The sequence below is a fragment of the Mucilaginibacter terrae genome (assembly GCF_042679325.1).
GTDB lineage: Bacteria > Bacteroidota > Bacteroidia > Sphingobacteriales > Sphingobacteriaceae > Mucilaginibacter > Mucilaginibacter terrae.
Map to the genome: position 1 here is coordinate 220,284 of NZ_JBHTMJ010000011.1, position 24,688 is coordinate 244,971.

A 24,688-nucleotide genomic window follows, 5' to 3' on the forward strand; every position below is an offset into this window, starting at 1 on the left:
ATGGAAAACCAAAATTTAACCGCTGCACTTGATTTTTGCAGCTATTATCAAATAGAATATACACTGCTCAACTCTTTTGAAGAAGCCGGGCTGGTTGAGCTTACAGTGGTAAACGAAACCAGATACATCTCGCAAACACAACTACCCGGTTTAGAGCGGATGGTGCGTTTGCACCACGAACTGGATATTAACGTAGCGGGTATAGAAGCTATTACCCATTTGTTGCAACGTGTACAGGCCATGCAGCAGGAAATGCTGGATTTACGGAATAGGTTAAAAAGTTATGAGTAGTCTCACTCCCTGTATCCCGCAGCAAGAGAGAGGATTTTTAATATAAATATTTTTAGCGCTGTTAGTGCATGCTAACCCCCCCCGCACAGTTTGCTGCTATGGTAACTACCGGCTTAGCCAGCGTAGTAACCGGCCCGTCATTGTATTAATTGCGGCGGTAATACAAAGCTAAAAAGATTATCTGTAAGGCGCCGATACGGCTATGGGATCGCTCTCATTTTTTAAACGGTCAATAGCGGTTACTACATACACATAATACTTACCTCTTTCGGCAGTGGTATCTTCACTACTGGTTAAAGGGTTATATTGTATATGCAATATATGTTTCGGGTCGCTAATGTCAATGCGTTCACCCTGGTAAAAGCGGTACACTACATAGCCGTAAACCAGTTCTTTATCTTTAGCCAGCAAGGGGGTGAGCCAGTTGAGCATCAGGCCCTGCTCTGTACGGCCAACCGATAGTTGCCGTACGGCATTAGGGCCAACCGAATCGCGCCAGAGCATAACAGGAGGCAACGCGGGCGATTTGTAGTAATTGTTATGCAGCGAGTCATTCAATCCGCCGTAATTACGCCTTAAAGATACCGAACTGAAATAAACACTACCTTGCACCCGTGTATTATTGCGCAGGTAACGGATCTGGGCCGGTATCTGGTCGGGGTTTTTAAAACCGATGTTGCGTGGCTCGTTAATGCGGTAAGCTGCCTGGCCTACATACAGGTGACGATTGTAGGTATTATCACTCCACCAATCTACCAGTTTTTCAAAGGCTGCAGCGCGGTTGCCAAAAGGCCAGTAAATTTGCGGGTTAATATAATCCAGCCAGCCCTCCATTATCCAGCGTCGGCTATCGGCAAACTGTTCGTAATAGGATGACCCGCCGTGCGTATCCGAGCCTTCCGGGTCTTGCGATGCGTTTTTCCAAATTCCAAACGGACTAATCCCAAACTTAACATGGGGCTTGTATTTATGAATACTATCGGTTAGCATGTGGATCAGCGTATCCACGTTTTGGCGGCGCCAGTCGCGTATATCTTCATATTCTTCGCTGCCGTATTTTTGAAATGTAGCCTGGTCGTTTATGCGTTGCCCGGCAATAGGGTAGGGGTAAAAATAATCATCCATGTGTATGCCGTCTACATCATAATTTTTCACCACATCCAGCACTACCTGTACAATATACTCGCGTACATCGGGCAGGCCGGGGTTAAACAATTTGCGGCCACCATAGGTAACAAACCAGTCGGGGTGCAATTTGGTTACATGCTGGGGGCTAACGGCTCCACCATCCATAGTAGCGCGGTAGGGGTTAAACCAGGCGTGCAGTTCCATGCTGCGTTTATGAGCTTCGTTAACAGCAAACGCTAAAGGGTCGTAAAACGGATCAGGGGCTAAGCCCTGCTGGCCGTTAAGCCATTTTGACCAAGGTTCGCGGCTTTTGGCATAAAAGGCATCGGCGGAAGGCCTAACCTGTAGCATAATGGCATTTATACCAGCCTGTGCATGTTGTTCAAAAATATTTGCCAGTTCGGTCTTTTGCCTCTCGGCGGGTATGTGGGGAGTGCTGGGCCAGTCAATATTAGTAACGGTAGCTACCCAAACCCCCCTGAATTCGCGCTTGGGGTTTGGGTTAAGTTGCTTAACAGTATCGGTTTGCGCTTGCAGTTGTAAACACATAAGCCATGCGGCTATCATCAGCACTAATCTTGTATTCATAGGCGGCAAAACACTCATTTAAGGGTGGCAAAGATACATAACTCCAATTAAGGTGCTTTAGTATTTGAGGGAAATTATCGGCATACTTTGCGTTTTCAGGTTATTGTATTTATTTTTAGCGCACCGCTATAGCTGTGTTAAAGGCATTTATGGAGATGTAACTATTTAGCTTACATTAATGGATGTTATTTTTTTGCTTAAAATTTGTTGTTAAAACACTTAATTGCAACTAAATTACGTAAATACTAATACAGGTGTTATCCTTATAACAAAAAATGTTTTTACTTGCTGTATCAGTTTTTAAGGCATGCGGCGTTATAAAAGGGTGCCGGTTACATATATTAACTAAATTAACCTATGGAAAACAGATCTGAACAAACCTCTAAAAAGAACTCCAATGTTATATATTTCCTTATTATAGTGGTTGTGGCTTTGTTAGGTACTGATGTGTACCTTTATATGCAAAAAAAGAAAGATGTTGCCAAAATTGTGAACCAGAGTGAAGACGAAAAACACCGGTTGCAAACCGAACTTGATAGTTTAGAGGCTCAGATAGAACAGGTAAATACAGGCAAAGCCAAACTAACTGCCGAAATGCAATCTCGCACCGATAGTTTGCAAAATAAAATTATGGTGTTAAAAAGAGCATTGGCCAAAGGCCAGCTTAGCGTGGCCGAATTAAAAAAAGCACAGGAAGATATTAAACAACTGCGCTACTTTGTAACCAAGTACACGGCCGATATTGAAGAATTACGCCAGATGAACGCCTCGTTAACTACCGAGCGCGACACCTTGAAAAATCAGGTAGCCACCGTATCGCAGAAAGCCACCACTTTAGAGCAACAAAACCAGGAACTAAACAGCAAGGTTAAAGTGGCATCGGCTTTAAAAATGGGTGCTGCCCAAGTGGTTGCCTATAAAATTAAGGGCAGCGGTAAAGAGGTGGATGTAGACAGGGCTGGTCCGGCTAAAAAAATCAAGGTTAACTTTACTATAGCCAGCAATGCCGTAGCCGAAAAAGGTATGCACGATATTTATATGCGAATGATTGATCCGGCTGGTAATTTAATGGTACTGGGCGATAGCGGCGTATTTACTGCTGACGGACAGGAACTGCAGTTTACTTATAAAACGGCTATTGATTACCAGGACGACGGCACCACCTATACTATTGATTGGTTAAACCCCAACAAATTTGTTAAGGGTACTTATACTGTTTTGTTATATGCCGATGGTTATACGATGGGTAAAACCGAGTTTAAACTGAAATAACAGCCCTCTCAGCCCTCCACGTGTAGGAGGGCGTAAAATGCAGATCCCCGGTTGTACTGTATCCCGGGGATTTTTTTATGCCTTAATATTATTGAAGCCTGAAAGCCGTAATATTTTTGTGGCATATTTAATATGACCATTAAAGGAAAAACAAAATTAGGTGTAGTGCATTTTATGTGTACAGAAAGTGCGGCGCAGTATTAATTAAACGAAGTTTAAAAAAAACGGCTCAATTTTAATATGGGTGGTAAAAGCATGATACTGGAAAATGACACTACCATTAACCCGGTGGTTTAAACGGCTAAATAACAAGATATTTTATGGGTAGTTGTATAAGTTCTATAGGGATAGCGAACCCTGATAATAAGATAACGCAGCAGGCATCGTATGAGTTTATGGTGGATATTTTTAGTTTGCCCGAAGAGCAATCTCAACGGCTAAAGGCTATATACGATCATTCGGGAATTGAGCACCGTTATACCGCCATAGATGACTTCGCTACAGAGCGCGCCAATTACAAATTTTTTGCCTCAACGCCCGATCTGGAACCTTTTGTAGCCACCGCTAAACGGATGGAACTATACCGCGAAAAAGCCGTTCAAATAGCTACCAAGGCGGTGCACAATTGCCTTGCCCATTATGAAAGCGATATAATTAGCCAAATCACGCATTTAATTACAGTAAGCTGTACCGGTATGTACGCGCCGGGCATCGATATAGATTTGGTAGAACAACTGGGCCTGCACCACACCACCGAGCGCACTTGTATTAATTTTATGGGCTGTTATGGCAGTATAAACGCGCTTAAAGCTGCCGACTATATTTGCCGCGCCAACCCTAACGCTAAAGTGCTTATTGTAAGCGTAGAGCTATGCTCCCTGCACTTTCAGAAAGAGAACACGGTTAACAATTGGATTGCAAACTCACTTTTCGCAGATGGATCGGCGGCTGTGCTGGTTGAGGATAAAGAGCATAAACTGCTCGATAAACCGGCATTGGAGCTGCTTAATTTCTATTCGGAACTTATACCCGATAGCCATAACGAAATGGGATGGTTTATTGGCAATACCGGTTTTGAAATGAAGCTGACATCCAAGGTATCTAAAGAAATACATAAAAATATTAAAGGTATAACCAGCCGCTTGCTTAATAGGGCAGGTTTAACCTTTGAAGAGGTAGACACCTATGCCGTACACCCCGGAGGCCGTAAAATACTTGAAGCTATAGAAGAAGGACTGGAGCTTCCTAAAGAAGCTAATGCTTATGCCTATGAGGTGCTGCGCGATTATGGTAACATGTCATCGCCCACTATACTATTTGTGCTGCAAAAAATTATGCATGCTAAAGAAGTTGCCCATAAAAGCATCCTGGGCTTTGGCTTTGGCCCCGGGCTTACCGTAGAAAGCTTCGCGCTTAAAATGCAATAATTCCATCAGGATGATGAACGATGTAATTATTGCAGGTGGCGGATTGGCCGGGCTCTTTAATGCCTTGCAGCTTAACCGGGCAGGCTTGCGGGTTACCGTAGTCGAAAAAAAAAGCTATCCCTTTCACCGGGTTTGCGGAGAATATATTTCTAAGGAAATACTGCCTTTTTTGAACCAGTTAGGTATAAATGTATTTAGTTTAGGCGCATCACATATCAAACGCCTGGAAGTTACGGCTACTTCGGGCACCATATTTTCACAAAAACTGGATTTGGGCGGCTTTGGCATTAGCCGTTATGCTTTTGATGATTATCTGTACAAGCTCTGCCAAACTGAGGGTGTTAGCTTTTTGCTGGATACCAGAGTAGATGATATTCGTTTTACAAACAACGGTTTCGAGGTGGTTTTGCCCCACCGAATTTTGACCGCCCCGCTGGTTATTGGTGCATTTGGCAAGCGTTCAAACCTTGATAGCAAGCTCAAGCGGCCGTTTTTTTTAAGGCACAGCCCTTATGTGGGAATTAAAATTCATGCCCGGATCGATTTTCCTGATGACCTCATCCAGTTAAACAGTTTTAAAAACGGCTATTGCGGCGTATCAAAAGTTGAAGACGGCAGGTTTTGCATTTGCTCGCTGGCCCACCGAAACGATCTGCGGGAGCAGGGAAGCTTAGAGGCCTTTCAGGAAAACATTATTAATCGTAATCCATACCAAAAAGAGGTTTTTCGTAATGCCGAACTTCTGATGGACAAGCCCGAGGTGATTAACGAGATCTCCTTTGAAAAAAAACAACCGGTAGAAAATCACATACTCATGAGCGGCGATACCGCCGGTATGATAGCACCGCTTTGCGGCAACGGCATGACTATGGCTATTCATTCTGCAAAAATACTTTCAGCTATTATCATTCAATATTATTATCCAGGTAAACCGTTTACCGCCCCTGCACGAGCCGCGCTTGAGCAAACCTACCGCCAGGCCTGGAACCAGCAGTTTGCCAGGCGGCTATGGGTAGGGCGACAATTACAGCACCTGTTTGGCAATAACCGGTTAATGCACACCGCAATTCAAATGATGAATAAGATGCCACCAATGGCTAACTGGATGGTAAAGCAAACACATGGGAAACCATTAGCCTGATTGGTTTTGAACAATATTTTTTTAAGATTGTCAGTCTTCGACAAGTTAAACCGTACCAATTTAACCAGTAAACAAGTGCCTTGCTGCTAACCAGTAATGCGCTTTTTTGTACTGTATATTTTAATACTTTACAATAGTAAACTCCGTACGGCGGTTAAGCTGATGGGCGGCCTCGCTACAGTTAATGCCGTTGGCACATCGGTTTACTAAGCGGGTTTCGCCGTAACCGCGGGCAATAATGCGGTCTTCATCTATACTGCCTTCGGTTAAAATATAATCGACCGCGGCATTAGCACGCTTGCGCGACAGTACCATATTGTAATCATCATCGGCACGGCTATCGGTATGCGAACCCAGTTCAATAACGATAGTAGGGTTATCCTTTAGGATCTTAATGAGCTTATCCAGCTCTTTGGCAGCATCGGGCCTAATGTCATACTTATCCAAATCATAATAGATATTATCTATACGGATGGCTTTCTGCAATTCAATCTTCTCTAAATACAGGTTGCGCTTAATGGTCTCGGATGGGGCCAAACTCACAGTTGAAAAGGTTTTTAGATTATCGGTAAGGTAACCAGTCTTTTCTCCTTTTAACTGGTAGTCGCTGTTTTCGTTCAACATAAAGTTAAACTCCCCGGCTTCATTGGTTTGCACTTTAGCTAATACGCCTTTAGGACGTGTTAGCGTGACTATGCTATTGGCTATAGGCTTTCGGGTGTTTTTATCGAACACAATCCCTTCCAAATGATAAGTAGCAACAGGGATGGGTGCAAAACTGTAAATATCATCGCTGCCTGTGCCACCCATGCGGTTAGATGACAGGTAACCCTTAGTGCCATCTATAAGCACATACGCAAAATCATCCTGCGCCGAATTAATGGGGAAACCTAAGTTCTTTTTAGGGCCAAAGGACCGGCCTTGCTTCGCGGCTTTAAAAATATCCAGTCCGCCCATGCCTTTATCGCCATCGGTAGAAAAATAAATGGTGCCATCGGTATCCAAAAATGGCGTACGCTCGTTGGCTGGGGTATTTACGGTGACCACGTTTACAGGCCATGCCCAGTTACCATCGGCCATACGTTCGCAATAATAAATATCGGTACCGCCTAAACCACCGGGCATATCCGATGCGAAGTAAAGAGCCTTACCATCGGGCGTAATAAAAGGGTCTCCTACCGAGTAAACGTCTTCCTTGTTAAACGCAAATGGAACCGGTTTTTCCCAGGCACCGTTGGCACTGCTGCGTTTGCTAGAATACACATCCAGCTTAATTGTTTTAATACGGGCGGTATCTTTGATCTTGCTATTTGGCAGACGCGTGAGGGTAAAATACATTTCGGCACCATCGGCGGTAAAGCTGGCGGCTCCAATGTGGTAATCGGTTCCGGCTATAAAGGGAAAAGGCTTAATGGCGTCGGCAGTGGTGGCGCCGTTTTGCTGCTGATAAAGGTTAAGGTATTTATTACCCGTCCAGCCGTAAATGCGCTTATCAATACCGCTCAAGCCATCAAACTTAATAAACGGACGGTTCTTTTTAGCAGCTTCTGCCTCGGCCTTGTTCTCCCTATCGGATGTAAACACTACGGCATCGTTATACTTTACCGCACCCCAATCAGACTCGACCGTGTTGAGTACCTGCTCGTTTTTAATGTTAACCCAAACCGGGTTCTTGATCCACTTCATAGCCGAATCGCAGGAAGCAATCCAAAGCTTTAACTGCTTTTGATCAACCGCTGGGCTAATAGTGTAATACTTAGTGTACTGCGTCTTAGCGTCGGCATACTTTAAATTATTCTTTAAAACTTCGGCATATTTCAGCAGGTTATCAGGCTTACTTTTAGGGAAAGCTATTGTAGTGACGTACCATTTTTCGGCTTCAAGATAGTTGCGGGTTAAGCGGTAACTGTTGGCCAGGTGCTCGGCTGTGTACAGGGTCTGATCTTTTTTGTAGGCCTTTTCGTAAAGCTCGGCTGCCTTGGTATAGTTGTACAAATTATACTGCTCATCGGCCTGTTTAAGCACGTATTGTGCCTTAACGTTATGGCTGAGCAATGCTAATGTAATGATGGTAATTATCGCAATTAATTGTTGTTTCATGGCTTTCACTTTATCCATTAAAAAAATCGCGGGGTTAACATGCGGGTCTTTTGTGTTTTAATGTAGAAGCCGATAGAGATTTCGTGAGTACCGCCGCTGTAACCTTTAAGCGGACCAATTGAAATATCGTAAGCGTATCCTACCCGCAAATTTTCCAACGGGAACAATTCCACTGCGGCTACAAAAGAGTTGAGGCGGCTCAAATCATTTTGTAAATAGGTCTTATTATATAGTTTAACCCCCGTACGGTACGACCCGCCTATCCATAAACGCTGACCGAACATGATTAAGGTGTTCAGATCTAAACTGGTTGGGCCGCCTGCATCATCTTTCAGCAGCACACTTGGCTTGATCAGTATATCTTCGGACAAGGGGAACAAAGCACCGCCGGTTAAATAATAATGCGGCTTAGGCTGCGCTATAAAGCCCCGGTTGCGCACGTTGATAAACTGCGAGATCAGGTTATCGGCCGAGATACCGGCGTAGTATTTATCATCCGAATAAAATACACCCACACGGCCGTCTGGCACGAAGGTGCTTTGCATGCCTGTAGCTAAATACGGTTCAGGGTCGTTAGGATTTAGTAAAGAATTATTGATGCCCAATTGCATTACACCCATGCCGAAACCTAAGGCCAGGCGCGACGTACCTTCATTGTTCATGCGCAAGCGGTAAGCATAATTGGCATAAGCCGATAGGTTAGTTTGAGCGCCCAGCCTGTCGTTAGATATTTGCAGGGCCAACCCTACATTGCCGTTATTGGCAATGGCATCCACCGCCAGCGACATGCTTTTAGGCGCACCCTCAATACCCGTCCATTGCGAGCGAAAATAGCTGTGAAAGTTTAGGTTCTCTTTATAACCCGCATAAGCCGGATTGATATAGATACCATTGAACATGTATTGACTCTGCTGCGCATCCTGCTGGGCATATAGCGCCTCTGTGCTCAGTATCAGTAAAAAAAATATTAAAAATCTTTTCATCGTTGTCCTCTTTATCAACTCTGCTGCAAATACGTTTTTACCTTAGTTTTTAAGCACACGCATTAAGGTGATGTATCCTTTAATTACCTGCCACTCGGTGGTTTTAACTTTAAGCACATAGTAGTATGTACCCTCGTTTAGCCCCTCGCCTGTCCAGTTGTTTTGGTAATTGGTTTTGTGATAAACCTCGTTACCCCAGCGGTTAACAATCACCAGTTCGTTTTGTACAAATTTATCAAGGCCGCGGATCTCAAACACATCATTAATACCATCGCCGTTAGGGGTAAACACATTAGGAATCTTGAGCAGCGATGTAGCACTTACGGTAATATTTACGATAGCAGCGTTGGTATAGTAGCCGTTCAGATCTTTCAACCGGTAGGTAAAACTATCTGTGCCTGCGTAGCCGGGGTTCGGCGTGTAAGTAACCGTTCCGTCGCCGCCTATGGTTACCTTACCGTTAGTTGGTGGGGCAACTATTTCAACCGATTGAAAATTGAACGTGGTGTTCATCGGGTCGTCGTTCTTTAATATATCTACCGTAACGGGCACATCTACACCAGTAAAGGCGGCATCGGCCACTGCCAATGGCGATTTAGGGAAACTGGTTACCGTACCCGCGCTGCTACTTACCACATTACCTGCAGCATCGCGGCCGTTTATACTGGCACTATTAGTTACCGAACCAGCATCCTTATCGGCCTGGGTTAAGGTGTAGTTAGCCGTATAGTTAACGCTGGCACCAGGCAACAACCCGCCTGCCGGTATGTTAATGAACGAATTGGTTAAACCCAGTTTACTATCGGTAAGGGTAACGTTGGTTAGCGTGGCGTTACCCGTATTGGTGATCACAAACGTGTAAGCAATATAATAAGAGGTAAACACGCCGGTTTTAGCCAAACCTATGGCACCCGATGGGGTAGCTGTTACTATAGTAGGATCATCAACTGCGGAAGTACCTGGGTTATCTGACCTGGGCTTGGTTACGGTTATACCACTTGGGTCGGTACCGGTTACGCTGGCCTGGTTACTGAAACTACCCGCAATAACGTTAGCCGCGGTTACCGTATGGCGGGCGGTTACCGTTGCCGATGCACCCGGTGCCAAACTGGCTATACTGGTCGGCGATATGGAACCAGCATCGGCCCCGGCATCGGTTACGGTTACATTAGATAATGTTGAACTGCCTGTATTGGTGACGTTCAATGTATAATTAATAATATCGCCCGCCTTGCTGAAGCCGTTATTGGCAACCTTGGTTAAAGCCAGGGAAGCATTGTAAATAGTCACCGTTACAGTAATGGGATCCGATACCACACCATCGGGCGTGGTTAAAGTATAGGTGTACGTATCGGTACCCACAAAACCGGCAATGGGCGAATAGGTTACCCTACCGGTAGCATCAACCGTGGTAATGCCCCGCAAGCCATTGGTTGGCGTTACAGTGGTACCGTTGGCGCTCGGACCATCGTTGGTTTTTACTACCGTAGTTACCGGTGTATTCAACGGCGTGGTTACCGCATCGTTAACCCCCACCGGTTTAATGCTGATGGTTACCGTGATAGGATCTGATACAATACCATCGCTTGTGCTGAGCGTGTAAGTATAAACATCCTTACCAATATAATCTGCAGTTGGCGTAAACCTTACCCTGCCGGTGGTATCAACTGTAGTAGTGCCATGGGCACCGTTAGTTGGTGTTACAGTAGTACCTATACCACTGGCACCATCGTTGCTTTTAACAATGGTGGTTACAGGGGTATTAATTGGGGTTATATCAACATCTGCCACACCAACCGGCTTAACAGCAATAGTCACCGTTATAGGGTCCGATACCACACCATCGGGCGTGGTTAAGGTGTAAGTATAAGTATCGATACCAGCATAGCCTGTTGCCGGGGTGTAAATTACTTGTCCGGTTGCGTTTACCGACGTGGTACCATGCGCTCCGGGCAATGCTTTTACGGTGGAACCGACAGCCGCGGCGCCATCATTGGCTTTCACGGTAGTGGTCATCGGTGTATTTACCGGTGTTACATCGGCATCGGCTACGCCTGTAGGCTTTATAATTACTGATATTAACGCGCTTACACTTTCGGTGCCAAAGTTATCTTTAATGGTATAAGCTAATGGCGTTGCATTGCCCGCGAAGGTCGCCAGCGGTGTAAAGGTGACCTGACCGGTAGTTGCATTAACTGTATAGGTACCCTGATTGGCTACGGTTACAGATGTTTTCTTTACATTATCGGCAGGGTCAATTAATAAAACGGTATTGAGGTTAATGGTGCCATCTACATCGGTATCGTTACCGGGAATGTTTAGGGTAATGGGCTGACCAACCGTGGTAGTGCCACCATCTGCCACGGTTACCGGCGCACGGTTGATACCGAAATTAACGTTGCTCACATCTAAGCTGGTATTGGGTGTTGATACCGGTATTTGCAGGTTAGGAGTGCCGGGCTTTATGCCGGTATTACCTACGTTGTTGGTGCCAAACGCCGCGCCCGATGCCTCGAAACCAGCGGGCAGGTTAGCTGCAACGGCCGCTAAAGTACCGCCTATGGCTACATCGTTGGTGGATATGGCTACGGTATAATTTCCGCTATTATTATTGGCCAGGGTATAAGTACCATTAGCCGCTACAATAACTTTATTTACAATGATACCGGCGCTGTTAACCAGGTAAGCATATAACTGCTTGCCCCCAACTACGGCCAAACCGTTTCCGGCTATGGCCCCATCGGCGGCACCATTGCCATCACTTACTACGGCGCCCGATATATTTACGCCAATGATGTCTTTCAAGCGATAATCTTCGGCTTCGCCATCGGCGGCGAAGGATACACTTCTTTCATCAATTAGTGTGGCGCCGTCATCCAGCAAATTGGTGGTAGTAATACGCAAACGGGCATATAATGGCCCCACCTTTATTTTACCCGCGAACATGGCATTAGGGTAAGTAAGTGTAAAGGGCTGATTACTGGTACTGGCAGGTACGGTTATGCTGATCACCTCATCAGCACCGAATATGCCATCGCGGTTAAAATCCAGCCAGCCGTACAGGGTAGCGGGCACCGCTTTGTTATTGGTAGCCGGTACAGTAAGCACATAATTACCCTGCTGATTAACTTTAATATTGGGGAGCGTAGCGGGCACTAAGGTGCTTTCATCGGGGTTACCCACCTGGTCGTCATTATCCGAGTTTTCGCCGTAATCGGGCTGTCCGTCGGGGTCGAGGTTGTTATCGCCTATGTACACATTAGCTTTGGGAGTTAACTCGGAAGTGGTATAATTAACCACCTCGTAGGTTCCATCACCGGGGAAATAATTAGTTTGTACAAAATCATCTATGTAATGACCTGTGGTACCATAAGTAGCCGGATCATCACCTAAATCGAACGGCAGCACAAAACCAATAGCCATGGCCGTAATGCCCGACCCCTTCATAGATACGTTGTTTAAGCTACTGGCACCTCGGGCAAACATTACCGCCTGCACACCAAAGTTACCCGGAGGCAAATCGGCATATAACTTAAAAGACCTGCCCGAGTTGGATAGGTCCATTTTATAATGAATATCGGCCACGTTGCCTTGCGTACGCTTGTTGAGCAGCTGCCAGGCTATAGCATTTGGTGTACTGCCCGATATAAATTCGCCGCCTACATCAATAGACTCCGCGTCGGCCACCACCATACCAGGGTAAGCCACATTGGTCCATACATTATTAATAAGGATAGCTACTTTAATATCGATATCGAAAGTTGAGGTACCACCATTAGTAGTGGCTAAACCCGAATTGGGAACCCCGCGCGAATCGGGCTTGGGCAGGTTGTTACCAGAATAGATGAGATCAAGTCCATCGGCAAAATAGCTTCCGGGCGTATAAGAGGTCATACCGCTACCTGCCGAAAATACCAGGTTGCTCACCACCGCCGTAATACGCACCGTTGGAGAAAATTGCCACACGTAAGTACCAGCAATGATGTTAGATGCATTGGAGGCAGCCGGTGCGGTTATTAATGTTGTGCCGGGCGCATTTTTATCCCACGTTAGCCAATAAACGGCGTTAGCCAAGTTGGTACCTGCACTACCGCCAATAGCGTACTGCGCCCAAGCCTGGTTAAATGCACCTGTTAACAACATGCAAAGCAGGGAAACTTTAAGTAAGTATTGTTTAATCATAAAAAGCTTTCAAAATTTATTCGGAGGCCGAAGCTGAATACCATGGAGGTCATAGTTTAGGCATACTCATTAACTTATAGTTTGATGTGCATCAGCACCCTATAGCATTTACCGACCCTGATGTTGAAAAAGCATTTTTGTAAAGTTTTGTCATATAGTTTAAATATACAATTACCTGGATGTTTTGCCTATCCCGAATTTGTGTTTAGCCCGTAGGCGCTTTTACGAAAGATTTAGCATTAAGTTACCTTCAAGTGCAACCTGGCTTGGCTTCAAATGCTGTGAGCAGGATAGTAGAAAAAGCCGTTATTACGAGTAATTTAGTCCAGCCCCTACGCCCAATGCCTGTTTTTCCATTTAAACTGCTCGGTTTCGGTAAGAAAGGTCCAGGCTACCACGCGGCTTATTTTTTGTCCTTGCGACATGTTGATGGTTTTAACTTCAACAGCATTAACATTGTGGAGCATCCGGTAAACACCATCAAGGCTATCTTTTTTAGAGATAAGCGTGGTAAACCAAAAGCACTGTTTAGAGAACTGTTCGCTTTGCTTTATCATATTGTTTACAAAAGCCAGTTCGCCGCCTTTGTACCATAGTTCGTTACTCTTTCCACCAAAATTAAGCGCGTTGGCCTGGGCTGGCTTACGGTCTAAGTTATCCCATTTACGCTTGTTGCCGGCCTGGGCTTCTTTTAAAGAAGTATGGAATGGCGGGTTACAAATGGTGAGATCGAAGACATCATCGGCATTAACCACACCGTTAAAAATATCGGCGCGTTGAGGTTGCAGCCTGAAATCTATTTTGCCTTTTAAAGCTGGATTAAATAGTACGATATTTTTGGCCGAGCTTACCGCCACCAGGTCTACATCGGTACCTGTAAAGTTCCAGTCATAAACGCTGTTGCCAATTAAGGGATATACGCAGTTAGCGCCCACGCCAACATCCAGCACTTTAACCTTATCACCTTTGGGTATTTCACCGTTGTTGCTCCCGGCCAGCAGATCGGCCATGTAATGGATATAATCGGCACGCCCCGGTATAGGTGGGCATAAGTAACCCGCCGGGATATCCCAATGATCTATACTGTAAAACTGCTTGAGCAAAGCTTTGTTGAGGGCCTTTACCGCATCTGGGTTGCTAAAATCTACCGACAGGTTATGGTATTCATTTGTCTTAACAAATTCGTTCAACTCTGGCAATGCCTTTATTAAGGCCGTAAAATCATACCCTCCCCGGTGTAAGTTTCGCGGATGCAGATTTTCTTTTTCGGCAGGTATTGTAGTTGGGCTTGCAGGCATAACGGTAGTATATATTTACAGCCAAATTACGGTTATATGGCTTATAAAAAAACGCGGCATCTATCGGCAACAGCTTTATTCCATTACACCACTCTCTTCCGGGTCTTCTTTAGGCTCCCAAAGCTCAATGATGTTACCTTCGGGATCGAGCAAATGAATAAACTTGCCGTAATCGTATTCGGCCATTTCATCAACTATGGTCACGTTCTCCTTTTTTAGTTCTTCTACTAATTCAACCAGGTTTTCTACACGGTAGTTGATCATGAAAGGCTTGGTCGACGGATCGAAATATTTGCTATCTGCCGGAAAAGCACACCAGGAAGTAGAGCCTTTTTTCGACGGATCATCATCATGCCGCCACTCGAACGTTGTTCCGTATGCACCAGTAGGTAATCCCAAATTTTTGGCATACCACTCATTCATAGCCTTGGGGTCGTTGCTTTTAAAGAATACGCCGCCCAGTCCCGTTACTTTTTTCATAATTTATAAGTGAGGTTTTATTATAGGACCAATATATGTATTTGCCATTATAAAAAGTGTTCGCGGCCAAAGTACTTGCCGCTCTTTACAAAATCGCGAAAAACCGTGTTTTTCCTTATTCAAGCAGATTTTCCTTGCTGATTCGGAACTGTTTTCCAGGCAAATTCAGCTCAAAAGTGTTCACGCATGAACGCTTTTGTGAACGCTGTTTCACAGAATTTTCAGCGTGTGTAGAGCGGCTCGGTTGGGCCAGCAATCCAGGTCAGTGCTTATCTAAAAACGCGATCAGCCCGTCTACCTTACAGGGCGAAAAATATTTTTTCCCGGTTTCGGGGTCAACCGTTCCGTTAGATACAAGGCCCACCAGCATCCCTTGTTCATCAACCAAAGGCGCGCCGCTCAAACCGCCGAACTGTTCAGGTACAATCACCTCTTTCAGAAGAATGCGGTTGCCTATGGTTTTATAATATTCAAACTCATAAACTTGCTGACCACCGGTTTCCATTTTACGTGTCCAGCCAATTACATATAGCTTTTCGCCCGTTTTCAGCGGAGCTTCCCTTACTTGCAGCGGTTTAACCTGGGTATGATTTTCTTTGATGGAAAACACGAGCCAATCGTTATCATAAGTGGCTTTACCAGCAATGAGTTCGGCGTTGTTTTCGTTGAGCAGTTTATCGGTAATTAATTGCTCATTCGGTTGATCTAATGCAAACATACTCCAGCTTTTTATAGAGTTGCCGATAGCTATGCTTTTCATTTCATCGGTTTTAATAATTTTAAGCAGATGCTTGGCGGTAACGGCAAAGTTTTGATTGTGGTATTGTAAAATAAAGCCGCAGCTAAATTTAGGCTGATCATATTTAGCCTCGTTAAACGCTATTTTGTTCAATAGCGTTACGTTATCAAACTTTTTTAGCGACACCTTTTCCTGACCGGAACATCCAGTAAAGAGCAATAAGGCTATTAGAAGTAGATAAGCAGGTTTCATAAGAGGTTAATTTGGCCTGTAATGCTACACAATAAACTTAGTTTTTCAAAAACATTGACAATCAGTTTCTTAATAATATAGCGCTCACTTCTTCACTTCCGCAAGGGGTCTCCCTTGTGGGGATGTGCTATTAACCATTTCACACTTAGTTACCTGTCGCTGGCCACAAGGGAGACCCTTGCGGTAGCGGGGGGGATTTGCTGATACAATATAATACTTATTGATGTATGTTAAATACACCTAAACTGATTTGAATATTCTTTTCGGCACCCACTTCACTTTTCGCAAACCACCCCTTATTTTGTCAGGATCACCCCTGCCAAATGATATATCATTTTCAGATATTTGTGATACAATACAACCATTTTAAAAACCAAATGCTATGCGAAAATTAAAGTTGCAGGTACAAATGACCATCGACGGTTTTGTAGCCGGACCCAACGGTGAATTAGACTGGATGTGGATTTCCGGTGAACGGGACGAAGCCATGTTTCAAAAGGTAATTGAACTGGCCGACAGCTGCGACACTATTTTACTGGGCCGTAAAATGACCCCAGGCTTTATTCAGTATTGGGAGAATGTAGTAGATAACCAACCCCACAGCGTGGAACAACCCTTAGCGCAACGTATGGTTAGTATGCGCAAAATAGTTTTTAGCCGTACGCAAACCGCTATTACCGGCCGAAATGTGGAAGTAGAGAACGGCGACCTGGCTGATACGATACAAGCGCTGAAAAATGAGCCGGGCAAGGATATGATGGTGTACGGCGGTGCCAATTTTGTAAACTCACTCATAAGCCTGAACCTGATAGATGAATATTACATTTTTCGGAACCCGGTAGCCATTGGTGCCGGACTTGCTATTTTTAAGGAGCAAAAACCATTGAAGTTACAAAGTTCTGTTGCTTATAAAAGCGGGAAGGTGGTGGAGAAGTATATGCCGGTGTAAGTGTTTACAGTGGAAAGTGCTTGTTTATGTTGCTAACATCAAATTTTTTTTATAGCACACGTTACAGATATGAGGCAGCAATGAGAATGTGTTAGCACCCCACCATTCCATCATATTATGATTTCAAATCATCTTACCATACTTATCAAGGTTGGTATGGCATTTAGGGCAAGTGGTTCCCCCATATAGAAATTGATCGCTGTTGCCAGGCAATCGTATGATCGGCTGATTGGTATTGCATACCGGGCAGCAAACCCGTTTCAGGTTAATTCCAAATTTTGATTTATTTTTACTGGCTATTATAAGCCAGATGAAAACACAAAAAAAGATGACAGTTGCAATGATAATATCCATAGCAAGCTAATTATACATATATTGATTTGTAAAGATACAAAAAAAGCCTCTAGACTTACATCTAATGGCTTTTAACTTTTCAAGTGGTCCTGACGCTACCGCAAGGGTTTCCCTTATGGGATGTGCTATTAACCATTTCACTATTTAATACTTAGTTACCTGTCGCTGGCCACAAGGGAGACCCTTGCGGTAGCGGGGGGATTTTATTGTTTGACAAAGTTGGATAATGATCAATGCATAACACTTCAATCGTATAAATTAAGAAGACCGCTCAGTTTTACAACTGAAGCACCACCAATATTCTAAATTTTTATCTTTTAATAGTGACTCGGTTTTATTGTTACAAACAGCACATATCCTTTCATCATGATCATCTTCTAAAGCAGTGTAACCACAGTTGTAACAATGCCATTTCGTTACTATATCAAGCTCGTCAGCCATGACCCATAAAAAACAATTATTGCTGCATTTAGGACAATTTTGTAGCGACATATTTGCGAATGTTTGAGAAATATATATAAGATACTTGTCTCATCAACTAAAAAAGCCTTCAGACTTACATCTAAAGGCTTTTGACTTTTCAAGTGGTCCTGACGAGAATCGAACTCATATCTAAAGTTTAGGAAACTTCTATTCTATCCGTTGAACTACAGGACCGTTTTGCGGAAGTGCAAATGTGCAAATTTTTTAATTCATCTGCACATTTGCCCACCGGCATATTTTGCACAATATTACCGCACTACCGAACCATTGTGCATAGCGGCAACCGGGGCTACAAAGCTTAAGGTTCCTTCGGCGTTTTCGGCCATCAGGATCATGCCTTGTGATAGGATGCCTTTAATTTCGCGCGGTTCCAGGTTCACCAGTATGCTTACCTGCTGGCCTATAATGGCTTCGGGTTCAAAGTATTCGGCAATGCCCGATACCACCGTGCGCTGGTCTAAACCGGTATCAATGGTCAGCTTTAACAGTTTCTTGGTTTTAGCTACCTTTTCGGCCGTTAAAATGGTACCAATACGGATATCCATAGCGGCAAACTGCTCGTAGTTAATGTTCTCCTTGGCGGGCGTAACCGGCGTTGTTTCTTCAATTACTACTTCCAATGCTTGCTTTTTGCTAATTAGTTTTTGAATTTGCTGCTCAATCACCTCGTCTTCCAGTTTTTCGAACAGTAACGATGCGGTATTTAACTGGTGGCCATTGGCTATAGTGATCTCTTCATCAAAATAAACAGTATCGGTTGGCCAGTTGAGCATACCTAATATCTTTTTGGCAGTACCCGGTAAAAACGGCTGCAGGCAACCTGCAATATGTCCCATTAAAACCAAACAGTTATGCAAAGCTTCTCGCGCTGCCTCGGGGTTGGTTTTGATGGTTTTCCAGGGCTCCTGCTCGGTTAGGTAACGGTTACCCAAACGGGCAATCTCCATTACATTCTGCTGCGCCTGGCGAAACTTATAGCTTTCCATACTTTGTTCCAACTCGTCGTATAAACGGCTTAACTCGGTGTTCAGGTTAGCATCAGTTAAGGTAATCTGTGCAAAATTTGCCTCTACCTTTCCATCGAAAAACTTGTACATGAGTACCATTACCCGGTTAACCAGGTTACCCAATATGGCTACCAATTCGTTGTTTACACGGGCTTGGTAATCTTTCCAGGTGAACTCGCTATCGCTGGTTTCGGGGGCAATGGCGGTAAGGTAATAGCGTAGTTCGTCTACCTTATCGGGGAAGGTTTCCAAATATTCGTGCATTTCAATGCTCCAACCACGGCTGGTCGACATTTTATCGCCTTCCAGGTTCATAAACTCGTTAGCAGGTACGTTATCTGGCAAAATAAATTCGCCATGTGCCTTCAGCATAGCCGGGAAAACAATGCAATGGAATACAATATTGTCTTTACCAATAAAGTGCACCAGCTTGGTTTCCTTGTCCTGCCAGTACGGTTTCCAGTCTTTACCGTTATCAATTGCCCACTGTTTAGTGGCCGATATATAGCCAATGGGCGCATCGAACCAAACATAGAGTACTTTGCCATCGGCACCTTCCACAGGCACTTTAATACCCCAGTCCAAATCCCGGGTTACGGCGCGGGGGTGAAGGCCGCCGTCTATCCAGCTTTTGCATTGACCGTAAACGTTGGTTTTCCAATCTTTGGAATGGCCTTTCAAAATCCATTCGCCCAACCAGTTCTCGTATTTATCTAAGGGCAGGTACCAGTGTTTGGTCATGCGCTTCACGGGCTTATCGCCGCTCAGGGTAGAGCGTGGGTCTATCAACTCATCAGGACTTAGCGAACTGCCGCACTTTTCGCACTGGTCGCCATAAGCACCATCGTTGGCACAAACCGGGCAGGTGCCTATAATGTAACGGTCGGCCAAAAAAGCGCCGGCCTGTTCATCGTAGTATTGTTCCGATTCCTGCTCCTCAAAAATGCCCTTATCGTTCAGATTGGTAAAAAAGTCCTGCGCCGTTTCGTGGTGAATAGGTTCGCTGGTGCGGTGATAGATATCGAAAGAAATGTTCAGCTTACCAAAGCAATACTTGATCAGCTCGTGGTATTTATCAATAATGGCGCGCGGCGTGGTACCCTCCTTCATGGCCTGGTTGGCAATGGCGGTTCCGTGCTCGTCCGATCCGCAAACGAACACCACATCCTTGCGTTTAAGGCGCAGGTAGCGGGCGTAAAGATCGGCCGGAATGTAGGCACCAGCCAGGTGACCAATATGTTTAGGGCCATTGGCATAAGGTAATGCCGCGGTAATGGTATAACGTTTATATTTTTGAGCTTCCAAAATTGTAATTCTCTTTCTTTATTTTGCAAAGATAATTCAAATATGAGCATAACTCCCCCATATCTTAAAAAAGGCGACCGTGTGGCTATTGTGTGCCCGGCCAAAAAGTTACCACAACCTATGGACGATGCCATAGCGCTGCTGCAAAGTTGGGGCCTCGAAGTGGTATTAGGTGAAACCGTTACCGCCGACTTTCATCAGTTTGCTGGCGATGATGCCCTGCGCGCGAAGGACTTGCAGCAATACATTAACGACGATGGCATTAAAGCCGTATTTGCCGCCCGTGGTGGCTATGGTACAGTACGAATTATTGATGCTGTTGATTTCAGTCGTTTGGCTACGCATCCAAAATGGATAGTTGGTTTCAGCGACATTACTGTACTGCACGGCCATTTATACCGCAATTATGAGCTGGAAACCCTGCACGGGCAAATGCCGATCAATATACCCGATGCAACGGCTATATCACTGGAAACCTTACGCAAAGCACTGTTTGGCGATGAGCTCAATTACCAGATAGCCCCTCAACCTTTAAACCGTATGGGTAAAGCAGAAGGTGTGGTTATAGGCGGTAATCTGGCTATACTGGTATCGCTATCGGGTTCGGTATCTGATTATGATTATACTGGAAAGATCTTATTTATAGAAGATGTAGGTGAATACCTGTACTCGGTGGACCGCCTGATGTACACCCTGAAACGGGCCGGTAAACTGAAAAACCTGGCAGGCCTCATTGTAGGCGGCTTTACCGATCTCAAAGATAACGACATTCCATTCGGCCAAACTGCCCAGGAAATCGTCAAGGCCATTGTGGAAGAATACGACTACCCCGTTTGCTTTGATTTCCCGGCAGGGCACGTGGCCGATAACCGTACGCTGATTTTGGGCAGAAACATGGAGTTGCAGGTTGATGAGAGTACGGTGACGATGCAGTATGTATGATCAAACACTAAATCAGCTTGTCATCTCGAACGATAGTGAGAGATCTTTTCGAACCGACAAGTCGCCTACATATCGCTTCGAAAAGTTTTCTCGTTAGCACTCGAAATGACAGGTTTTGTAAACATAAAACCCCAAGGTTATCAGCCTTGGGGTTTTACATATATCTCTTCAAAAAGCTTTAGCTCGTTTTCTTTTGGGCGTAGCCAAATACCTTTTGAAGTAGCGGTGTGGTACGTGCCGATAGGTTGCTGCGGATGCTTAGTTCTTCTAAGGCTATGCGGTAAAAAAGGCCGTCAATAGCTTTTTGAGTTACATAACCATCCAAATCGGGGTTAAGTTTATTAAAGGTCAGCGGTATTTTGTTGTACTGGGTAGCTAACTGACTGTAATATTTGGTAGCGCCCACTTTCGATAAGCTGGTATGAATAACCGGCTTAAATTGTTCGGTAAGCTGGCTGGTAGTTACCCGTTTAAAATAATTGGTAGCGGCATCTTTACTGCCACCTAATAAAATATCGGTTACATCTTGCAAGGTCATTTGTTTTATGGCCGATACAAAGATCGGCTTGGCCTTGCCGGCAGCATCTTCGGCTGCACGGTTGAGTGACAGGATCACATCGTCGCACAGCTTATTAAAGCCTAATTTACGCAGAGTATTTTCGGCCTTTTGAGCCTCTGGCGGAAAAAGCAGTTTAACAGCCGCGTTGCCAAAAAAACCGTTAAGTCCTGATAATTGACTTACACTTTTATCGGTACCTACTTCGAGGGCCTGCCTTATACCGCTGATCATTTCAATGGTACTGGGCGTGCCAATTTGCGATGATGGGTTATAGATGCCTCCCGCGTTATTAACAGCCGCGTTCAAAGTATCGCAACTGGTAGTAACCGAAAAGGCTAAAAGCAGCGGCGCAAACATTAATATCTTTTTCATAAGTATAGGTATGACAACGCTACGGCAAGAAAGTTTAGTTCTACAAGAAATGCATCACAGCAAATACCGCTGCAGCTACCAATGCCGATATAGGTATAGTGATGATCCATGCCCAAAGCAGGTTAATAGTTACCCCCCAGCGCACGGCCGAAACCCTTTTGGTTAAGCCCACACCAATAATAGAACCTGTAATGGTATGCGTGGTAGATACAGGGATACCCAAACGCTCGGTCATAAACAGGGTTACGGCACCGGCTGTTTCGGCGGCTACCCCTTCTAATGGGGTAACCTTTGTTATTTTGGTACCCATGGTTTTCACAATTTTCCAGCCACCGCTCATAGTACCCAGGGCAATGGCACTGTAACAGGCCAGCGGGATCCAGTCGGGCATTTTTTGTCCATTATCAATTACTTTGGATGCTACCAGGGCTACATAAATAATACCCATTACCTTTTGGGCATCGTTACCACCGTGTGCAAAGCTTAAAGCTGCCGATGAAATAAGCTGTACACTTTTAAACCAGCGTTCGGCAACAGCCGGCCTGAAATTTTTGAAAATATGCAAAATAATAATGGTGAACACATAGGCAATAAAAAGACCTATGAGTGGCGCCAGAAATATATATGCCGCTATACGGATAATAGATTGGGTGTCGACAGCATCAAGCGGGTTAACGCCCATAAATATAGCATTAGTCATACCGGCACCTGCAAAGCCTCCAATTAAGGTATGTGATGAGCTGGAAGGGATACCAAACCACCAGGTAACCAAGTTCCAGGCTATGGCGGCTATTAAACCAGCCATAATAACATCCATGGTAATAAACTGCTCGTGTACGGTTTTGGCAACGGTGTTGGCTACCTTGTGTTCCTTAATTAAAAAGAAAGCTAAAAAGTTAAAGGCCGCGGCCCATAATACCGCCTGAAACGGGGTTAAAACCTTGGTTGATACAATAGTGGCTATAGAGTTGGCCGCATCATGAAAACCGTTTATAAAATCAAATATCAGCGCCAGCAGCACTACAATAACAAGGAGGGTGGTAACCATGTAGGTAAGGGTTGAAAAAAGTTAAGCGTTTTTAACTAATATAGATTCCATTACATTGGCTGCATCCTCACACTTATCGGTTGCCGTTTCCAGCGCAGCTAAAATTTCTTTGTACTTAATAAGGCGCAGGGCATCTTTTTCATACAGGAAAAGATCGGCCACGGCACGGTCGAAAACGTAATCGGCCTGGTTTTCCACGCTATTAATACGGATACACGAATCGGCTATGTTACGTACGTTTTTCAGGTCTTTTAACTCACGTACGGCTTTTTCCAGGTCAATACTACCCTGCAAGATCAGTTCCGATAGCTTGCAGATAGGCTCGGTATATTCTTCGATATTATATAACAGCATACGGTTAGCCGAACCTTGTATATAATCGGCTACGTCGTCAATGGCGGTTGCCAGCGCGTGTATATCCTCCCGGTCAAACGGTGTAATAAAGTTCTTGCCTAATTCCAAATATATCTGGTGGGTCAGTTCATCACCTTTGTTTTCCAGCTTATCTATCTGCTTAAAAAGCTCATGGCGGGTGCCCGGATTTTTTAAGTTGACCGCTTCAACCAAAACAGTAGCCATAGCTACTACGTTGCTTGCCGCCTGCTCAAACAAGGGAAAAAATATCTTCTTTTCCCTTGGAACGAAATATTGGAATATGCTGTTTAATGACATTCTGGTTCAATAGTTTAAACAAAGGTACATTTGCAATGTTAAGTTAATGTTAACTATGCAAAACTGGTATGACCTGAAACGGCGATTGCTTTACCTTTTGCAAAGTAAAACCAAAGGTAGAACCCACACCCTCGGTACTACGCACATTAATGGTTTGCTGATGTGCCTCAATGATATGCTTTACAATGGCTAAGCCCAGACCCGACCCACCCACTTCGCGCGAACGATGGCTATCTATCCTGAAGAACCGCTCGAACAAACGGGGCAAATGCTTTTCATTAATACCGGCACCATCATCGGTAACCTCTACCAAAACCTGGTCGTGCAGTTCAAACAGGCTTACTGCCGTACTGCCGCCCTGTTTGCCATACTTAAACGAATTGTCGATTAAGTTGGTGAGCACCTGGCTTATCTTTTCCCTATCGGCTGTAACCATAATAGGGTCATCATATTTCTGCTTAAATATCAGCTTAACATCATGCTGCCGGGCTTTCAATTCCAGCTGTTCAAATATCTCTTTAATCAGGTCGTTTATCTTAAATCTGGAATAATTAATAGGGATCTCGCCCGATTCGAGTTTGGAGATCTCGTCGAGGTCTTTAATCAAATAACTTAAACGGTCCAGATTGCGTTCGGCCTTTTTGAGGAATTGCATGGCCATTTCAGTATCTTCAAACTCATCGTCCATTACCGCCTCAATATAACCTTGTATGGCAAAAAGCGGTGTTTTAAACTCATGAGATATGTTAGATAAAAATTCACGGCGAAATTTTTCCTGGCTGCGGAGTTCTTCTATCTCTGATTTTTTTTCGCGGGCCCACTCTTTTACTTCCTGCTCAACATCCCCGATAGGATCGGTACTGGTCGATTCGCCCAGGGCATCGCGCAGATCGCGCCCCAGCTTTAAATTATGGATAAGCTTATAAATCAGCTTTACCTTAGAGTACACGTATTTTTCGATGAGGTAATAAAAAACAATGTAACTCACTATAAAGCTCAGGAAAAAGGTAACCGTAACATCGTACCATTTATGCTGAAAGTAAAAGTTGACCATAGATAAGGTTATAGCCACGGCCAGGGCATTAATAAACACCAGTACACTGAGTTTCATACCAC

Annotated in this window: 18 protein-coding genes and 1 tRNA gene; 6 read left to right on the forward strand and 13 right to left on the reverse strand. The window is 44.6% G+C overall.

Going from position 1 to position 24,688, the window contains the following annotated elements; translation table 11 throughout:
• Positions 1–291, forward strand: coding sequence for a chaperone modulator CbpM (locus ACFQ3S_RS10585; RefSeq protein WP_377164127.1), 291 nt, complete (start codon positions 1–3; stop codon positions 289–291).
• Positions 292–468: 177 nt separating this feature from the next.
• On the opposite strand, the gene ACFQ3S_RS10590 is transcribed toward ACFQ3S_RS10585, so the two are convergent.
• Positions 469–2,007: a glycoside hydrolase family 10 protein gene (locus ACFQ3S_RS10590; RefSeq protein WP_377164129.1), complete on the reverse strand. Its 1,539-nt coding sequence runs from the start codon at positions 2,005–2,007 to the stop codon at positions 469–471.
• Between the two features lie 357 nt (positions 2,008–2,364).
• Between ACFQ3S_RS10590 and ACFQ3S_RS10595 the strand changes: the two genes are divergently transcribed.
• From ACFQ3S_RS10595 to ACFQ3S_RS10605, 3 genes are all read left to right on the forward strand, one after another.
• Positions 2,365–3,279 (forward strand): hypothetical protein, encoded by a 915-nt coding sequence (locus tag ACFQ3S_RS10595; protein ID WP_377164131.1) that lies wholly within the window; start codon positions 2,365–2,367, stop codon positions 3,277–3,279.
• A 320-nt stretch (positions 3,280–3,599) separates the two neighbouring features.
• Positions 3,600–4,706, forward strand: a complete 1,107-nt coding sequence (locus tag ACFQ3S_RS10600) for a type III polyketide synthase (RefSeq protein ID WP_377164133.1) — start codon at positions 3,600–3,602, stop codon at positions 4,704–4,706.
• Between the two features lie 10 nt (positions 4,707–4,716).
• Positions 4,717–5,847 (forward strand): NAD(P)/FAD-dependent oxidoreductase, encoded by a 1,131-nt coding sequence (locus ACFQ3S_RS10605; protein WP_377164135.1) that lies wholly within the window; start codon positions 4,717–4,719, stop codon positions 5,845–5,847.
• A 120-nt stretch (positions 5,848–5,967) separates the two neighbouring features.
• Here the strand turns inward: ACFQ3S_RS10605 and ACFQ3S_RS10610 are convergent, their stop codons facing one another.
• From ACFQ3S_RS10610 to ACFQ3S_RS10635, 6 genes are all read right to left on the reverse strand, one after another.
• Positions 5,968–7,965 carry an OmpA family protein gene (locus ACFQ3S_RS10610; protein ID WP_377164137.1) on the reverse strand — a complete coding sequence of 666 codons (1,998 nt, stop codon included), beginning with the start codon at positions 7,963–7,965 and terminating at the stop codon, positions 5,968–5,970.
• Entirely contained in the window at positions 7,965–8,930 is a 966-nt protein-coding gene (locus ACFQ3S_RS10615; protein ID WP_377164139.1) for a PorP/SprF family type IX secretion system membrane protein, read from the reverse strand. Before ACFQ3S_RS10615 ends, ACFQ3S_RS10610 begins: the two co-directional genes overlap by 1 nt.
• A gap of 42 nt (positions 8,931–8,972) precedes the next feature.
• Positions 8,973–13,112: a CshA/CshB family fibrillar adhesin-related protein gene (locus ACFQ3S_RS10620; protein ID WP_377164141.1), complete on the reverse strand. Its 4,140-nt coding sequence runs from the start codon at positions 13,110–13,112 to the stop codon at positions 8,973–8,975.
• 332 nt (positions 13,113–13,444) lie between these two features.
• Positions 13,445–14,410 carry a 23S rRNA (adenine(1618)-N(6))-methyltransferase RlmF gene (rlmF, locus tag ACFQ3S_RS10625; protein ID WP_377164142.1) on the reverse strand — a complete coding sequence of 322 codons (966 nt, stop codon included), beginning with the start codon at positions 14,408–14,410 and terminating at the stop codon, positions 13,445–13,447.
• Between the two features lie 75 nt (positions 14,411–14,485).
• Positions 14,486–14,890, reverse strand: a complete 405-nt coding sequence (locus ACFQ3S_RS10630; protein WP_377164143.1) for a VOC family protein — start codon at positions 14,888–14,890, stop codon at positions 14,486–14,488.
• 262 nt (positions 14,891–15,152) lie between these two features.
• The gene (locus ACFQ3S_RS10635) at positions 15,153–15,881 is read right to left on the reverse strand and encodes a trypsin-like serine protease (protein WP_377164144.1); all 729 of its coding nucleotides are present in this window, start codon (positions 15,879–15,881) and stop codon (positions 15,153–15,155) included.
• 382 nt (positions 15,882–16,263) lie between these two features.
• Here ACFQ3S_RS10635 and ACFQ3S_RS10640 point away from each other — a divergent pair, with 382 nt between their 5' ends.
• Entirely contained in the window at positions 16,264–16,830 is a 567-nt protein-coding gene (locus ACFQ3S_RS10640; RefSeq protein WP_377164145.1) for a dihydrofolate reductase family protein, read from the forward strand.
• 939 nt (positions 16,831–17,769) lie between these two features.
• Here the strand turns inward: ACFQ3S_RS10640 and ACFQ3S_RS10645 are convergent.
• Positions 17,770–17,841, reverse strand: a tRNA-Arg gene (locus tag ACFQ3S_RS10645).
• Positions 17,842–17,915: 74 nt separating this feature from the next.
• On the reverse strand, positions 17,916–19,979 hold the full coding sequence (gene metG, locus ACFQ3S_RS10650) for a methionine--tRNA ligase (RefSeq protein WP_377164146.1): 2,064 nt from the start codon (positions 19,977–19,979) through the stop codon (positions 17,916–17,918).
• Between the two features lie 42 nt (positions 19,980–20,021).
• On the opposite strand from metG, the gene ACFQ3S_RS10655 reads away from it, so the two are divergent.
• Positions 20,022–20,921, forward strand: a complete 900-nt coding sequence (locus tag ACFQ3S_RS10655; RefSeq protein ID WP_377164147.1) for a S66 peptidase family protein — start codon at positions 20,022–20,024, stop codon at positions 20,919–20,921.
• Positions 20,922–21,099: 178 nt separating this feature from the next.
• On the opposite strand, the gene ACFQ3S_RS10660 is transcribed toward ACFQ3S_RS10655, so the two are convergent.
• From ACFQ3S_RS10660 to ACFQ3S_RS10675, 4 genes are read right to left on the reverse strand one after another with little or no spacing between them, the layout of a single operon-like run.
• The gene (locus ACFQ3S_RS10660; RefSeq protein ID WP_377164149.1) at positions 21,100–21,852 is read right to left on the reverse strand and encodes a DUF4197 domain-containing protein; all 753 of its coding nucleotides are present in this window, start codon (positions 21,850–21,852) and stop codon (positions 21,100–21,102) included.
• A 40-nt stretch (positions 21,853–21,892) separates the two neighbouring features.
• Complete coding sequence (locus ACFQ3S_RS10665) at positions 21,893–22,900, reverse strand: inorganic phosphate transporter (protein ID WP_377164151.1); 1,008 nt, start codon at positions 22,898–22,900, stop codon at positions 21,893–21,895.
• A 21-nt stretch (positions 22,901–22,921) separates the two neighbouring features.
• Positions 22,922–23,572, reverse strand: a complete 651-nt coding sequence (locus ACFQ3S_RS10670) for a DUF47 domain-containing protein (protein WP_377164153.1) — start codon at positions 23,570–23,572, stop codon at positions 22,922–22,924.
• A gap of 49 nt (positions 23,573–23,621) precedes the next feature.
• The gene (locus ACFQ3S_RS10675; protein ID WP_377164155.1) at positions 23,622–24,683 is read right to left on the reverse strand and encodes a sensor histidine kinase; all 1,062 of its coding nucleotides are present in this window, start codon (positions 24,681–24,683) and stop codon (positions 23,622–23,624) included.
• Positions 24,684–24,688 lie beyond the last annotated feature (5 nt).

Bases quoted from the DNA above. Each gene is read 5' to 3' on its own strand.
- ACFQ3S_RS10585 (WP_377164127.1), top strand. From the start codon at position 1: ATGGAAAACCAAAATTTAACCGCTGCACTTGATTTTTGCAGCTATTAT.
- ACFQ3S_RS10590 (WP_377164129.1), bottom strand. From the start codon at position 2,007: ATGAATACAAGATTAGTGCTGATGATAGCCGCATGGCTTATGTGTTTA.
- ACFQ3S_RS10595 (WP_377164131.1), top strand. From the start codon at position 2,365: ATGGAAAACAGATCTGAACAAACCTCTAAAAAGAACTCCAATGTTATA.
- ACFQ3S_RS10600 (WP_377164133.1), top strand. From the start codon at position 3,600: ATGGGTAGTTGTATAAGTTCTATAGGGATAGCGAACCCTGATAATAAG.
- ACFQ3S_RS10605 (WP_377164135.1), top strand. From the start codon at position 4,717: ATGATGAACGATGTAATTATTGCAGGTGGCGGATTGGCCGGGCTCTTT.
- ACFQ3S_RS10610 (WP_377164137.1), bottom strand. From the start codon at position 7,965: ATGGATAAAGTGAAAGCCATGAAACAACAATTAATTGCGATAATTACC.
- ACFQ3S_RS10615 (WP_377164139.1), bottom strand. From the start codon at position 8,930: ATGAAAAGATTTTTAATATTTTTTTTACTGATACTGAGCACAGAGGCG.
- ACFQ3S_RS10620 (WP_377164141.1), bottom strand. From the start codon at position 13,112: ATGATTAAACAATACTTACTTAAAGTTTCCCTGCTTTGCATGTTGTTA.
- rlmF (WP_377164142.1), bottom strand. From the start codon at position 14,410: ATGCCTGCAAGCCCAACTACAATACCTGCCGAAAAAGAAAATCTGCAT.
- ACFQ3S_RS10630 (WP_377164143.1), bottom strand. From the start codon at position 14,890: ATGAAAAAAGTAACGGGACTGGGCGGCGTATTCTTTAAAAGCAACGAC.
- ACFQ3S_RS10635 (WP_377164144.1), bottom strand. From the start codon at position 15,881: ATGAAACCTGCTTATCTACTTCTAATAGCCTTATTGCTCTTTACTGGA.
- ACFQ3S_RS10640 (WP_377164145.1), top strand. From the start codon at position 16,264: ATGCGAAAATTAAAGTTGCAGGTACAAATGACCATCGACGGTTTTGTA.
- ACFQ3S_RS10655 (WP_377164147.1), top strand. From the start codon at position 20,022: ATGAGCATAACTCCCCCATATCTTAAAAAAGGCGACCGTGTGGCTATT.
- ACFQ3S_RS10660 (WP_377164149.1), bottom strand. From the start codon at position 21,852: ATGAAAAAGATATTAATGTTTGCGCCGCTGCTTTTAGCCTTTTCGGTT.
- ACFQ3S_RS10665 (WP_377164151.1), bottom strand. From the start codon at position 22,900: ATGGTTACCACCCTCCTTGTTATTGTAGTGCTGCTGGCGCTGATATTT.
- ACFQ3S_RS10670 (WP_377164153.1), bottom strand. From the start codon at position 23,572: ATGTCATTAAACAGCATATTCCAATATTTCGTTCCAAGGGAAAAGAAG.
- ACFQ3S_RS10675 (WP_377164155.1), bottom strand. From the start codon at position 24,683: ATGAAACTCAGTGTACTGGTGTTTATTAATGCCCTGGCCGTGGCTATA.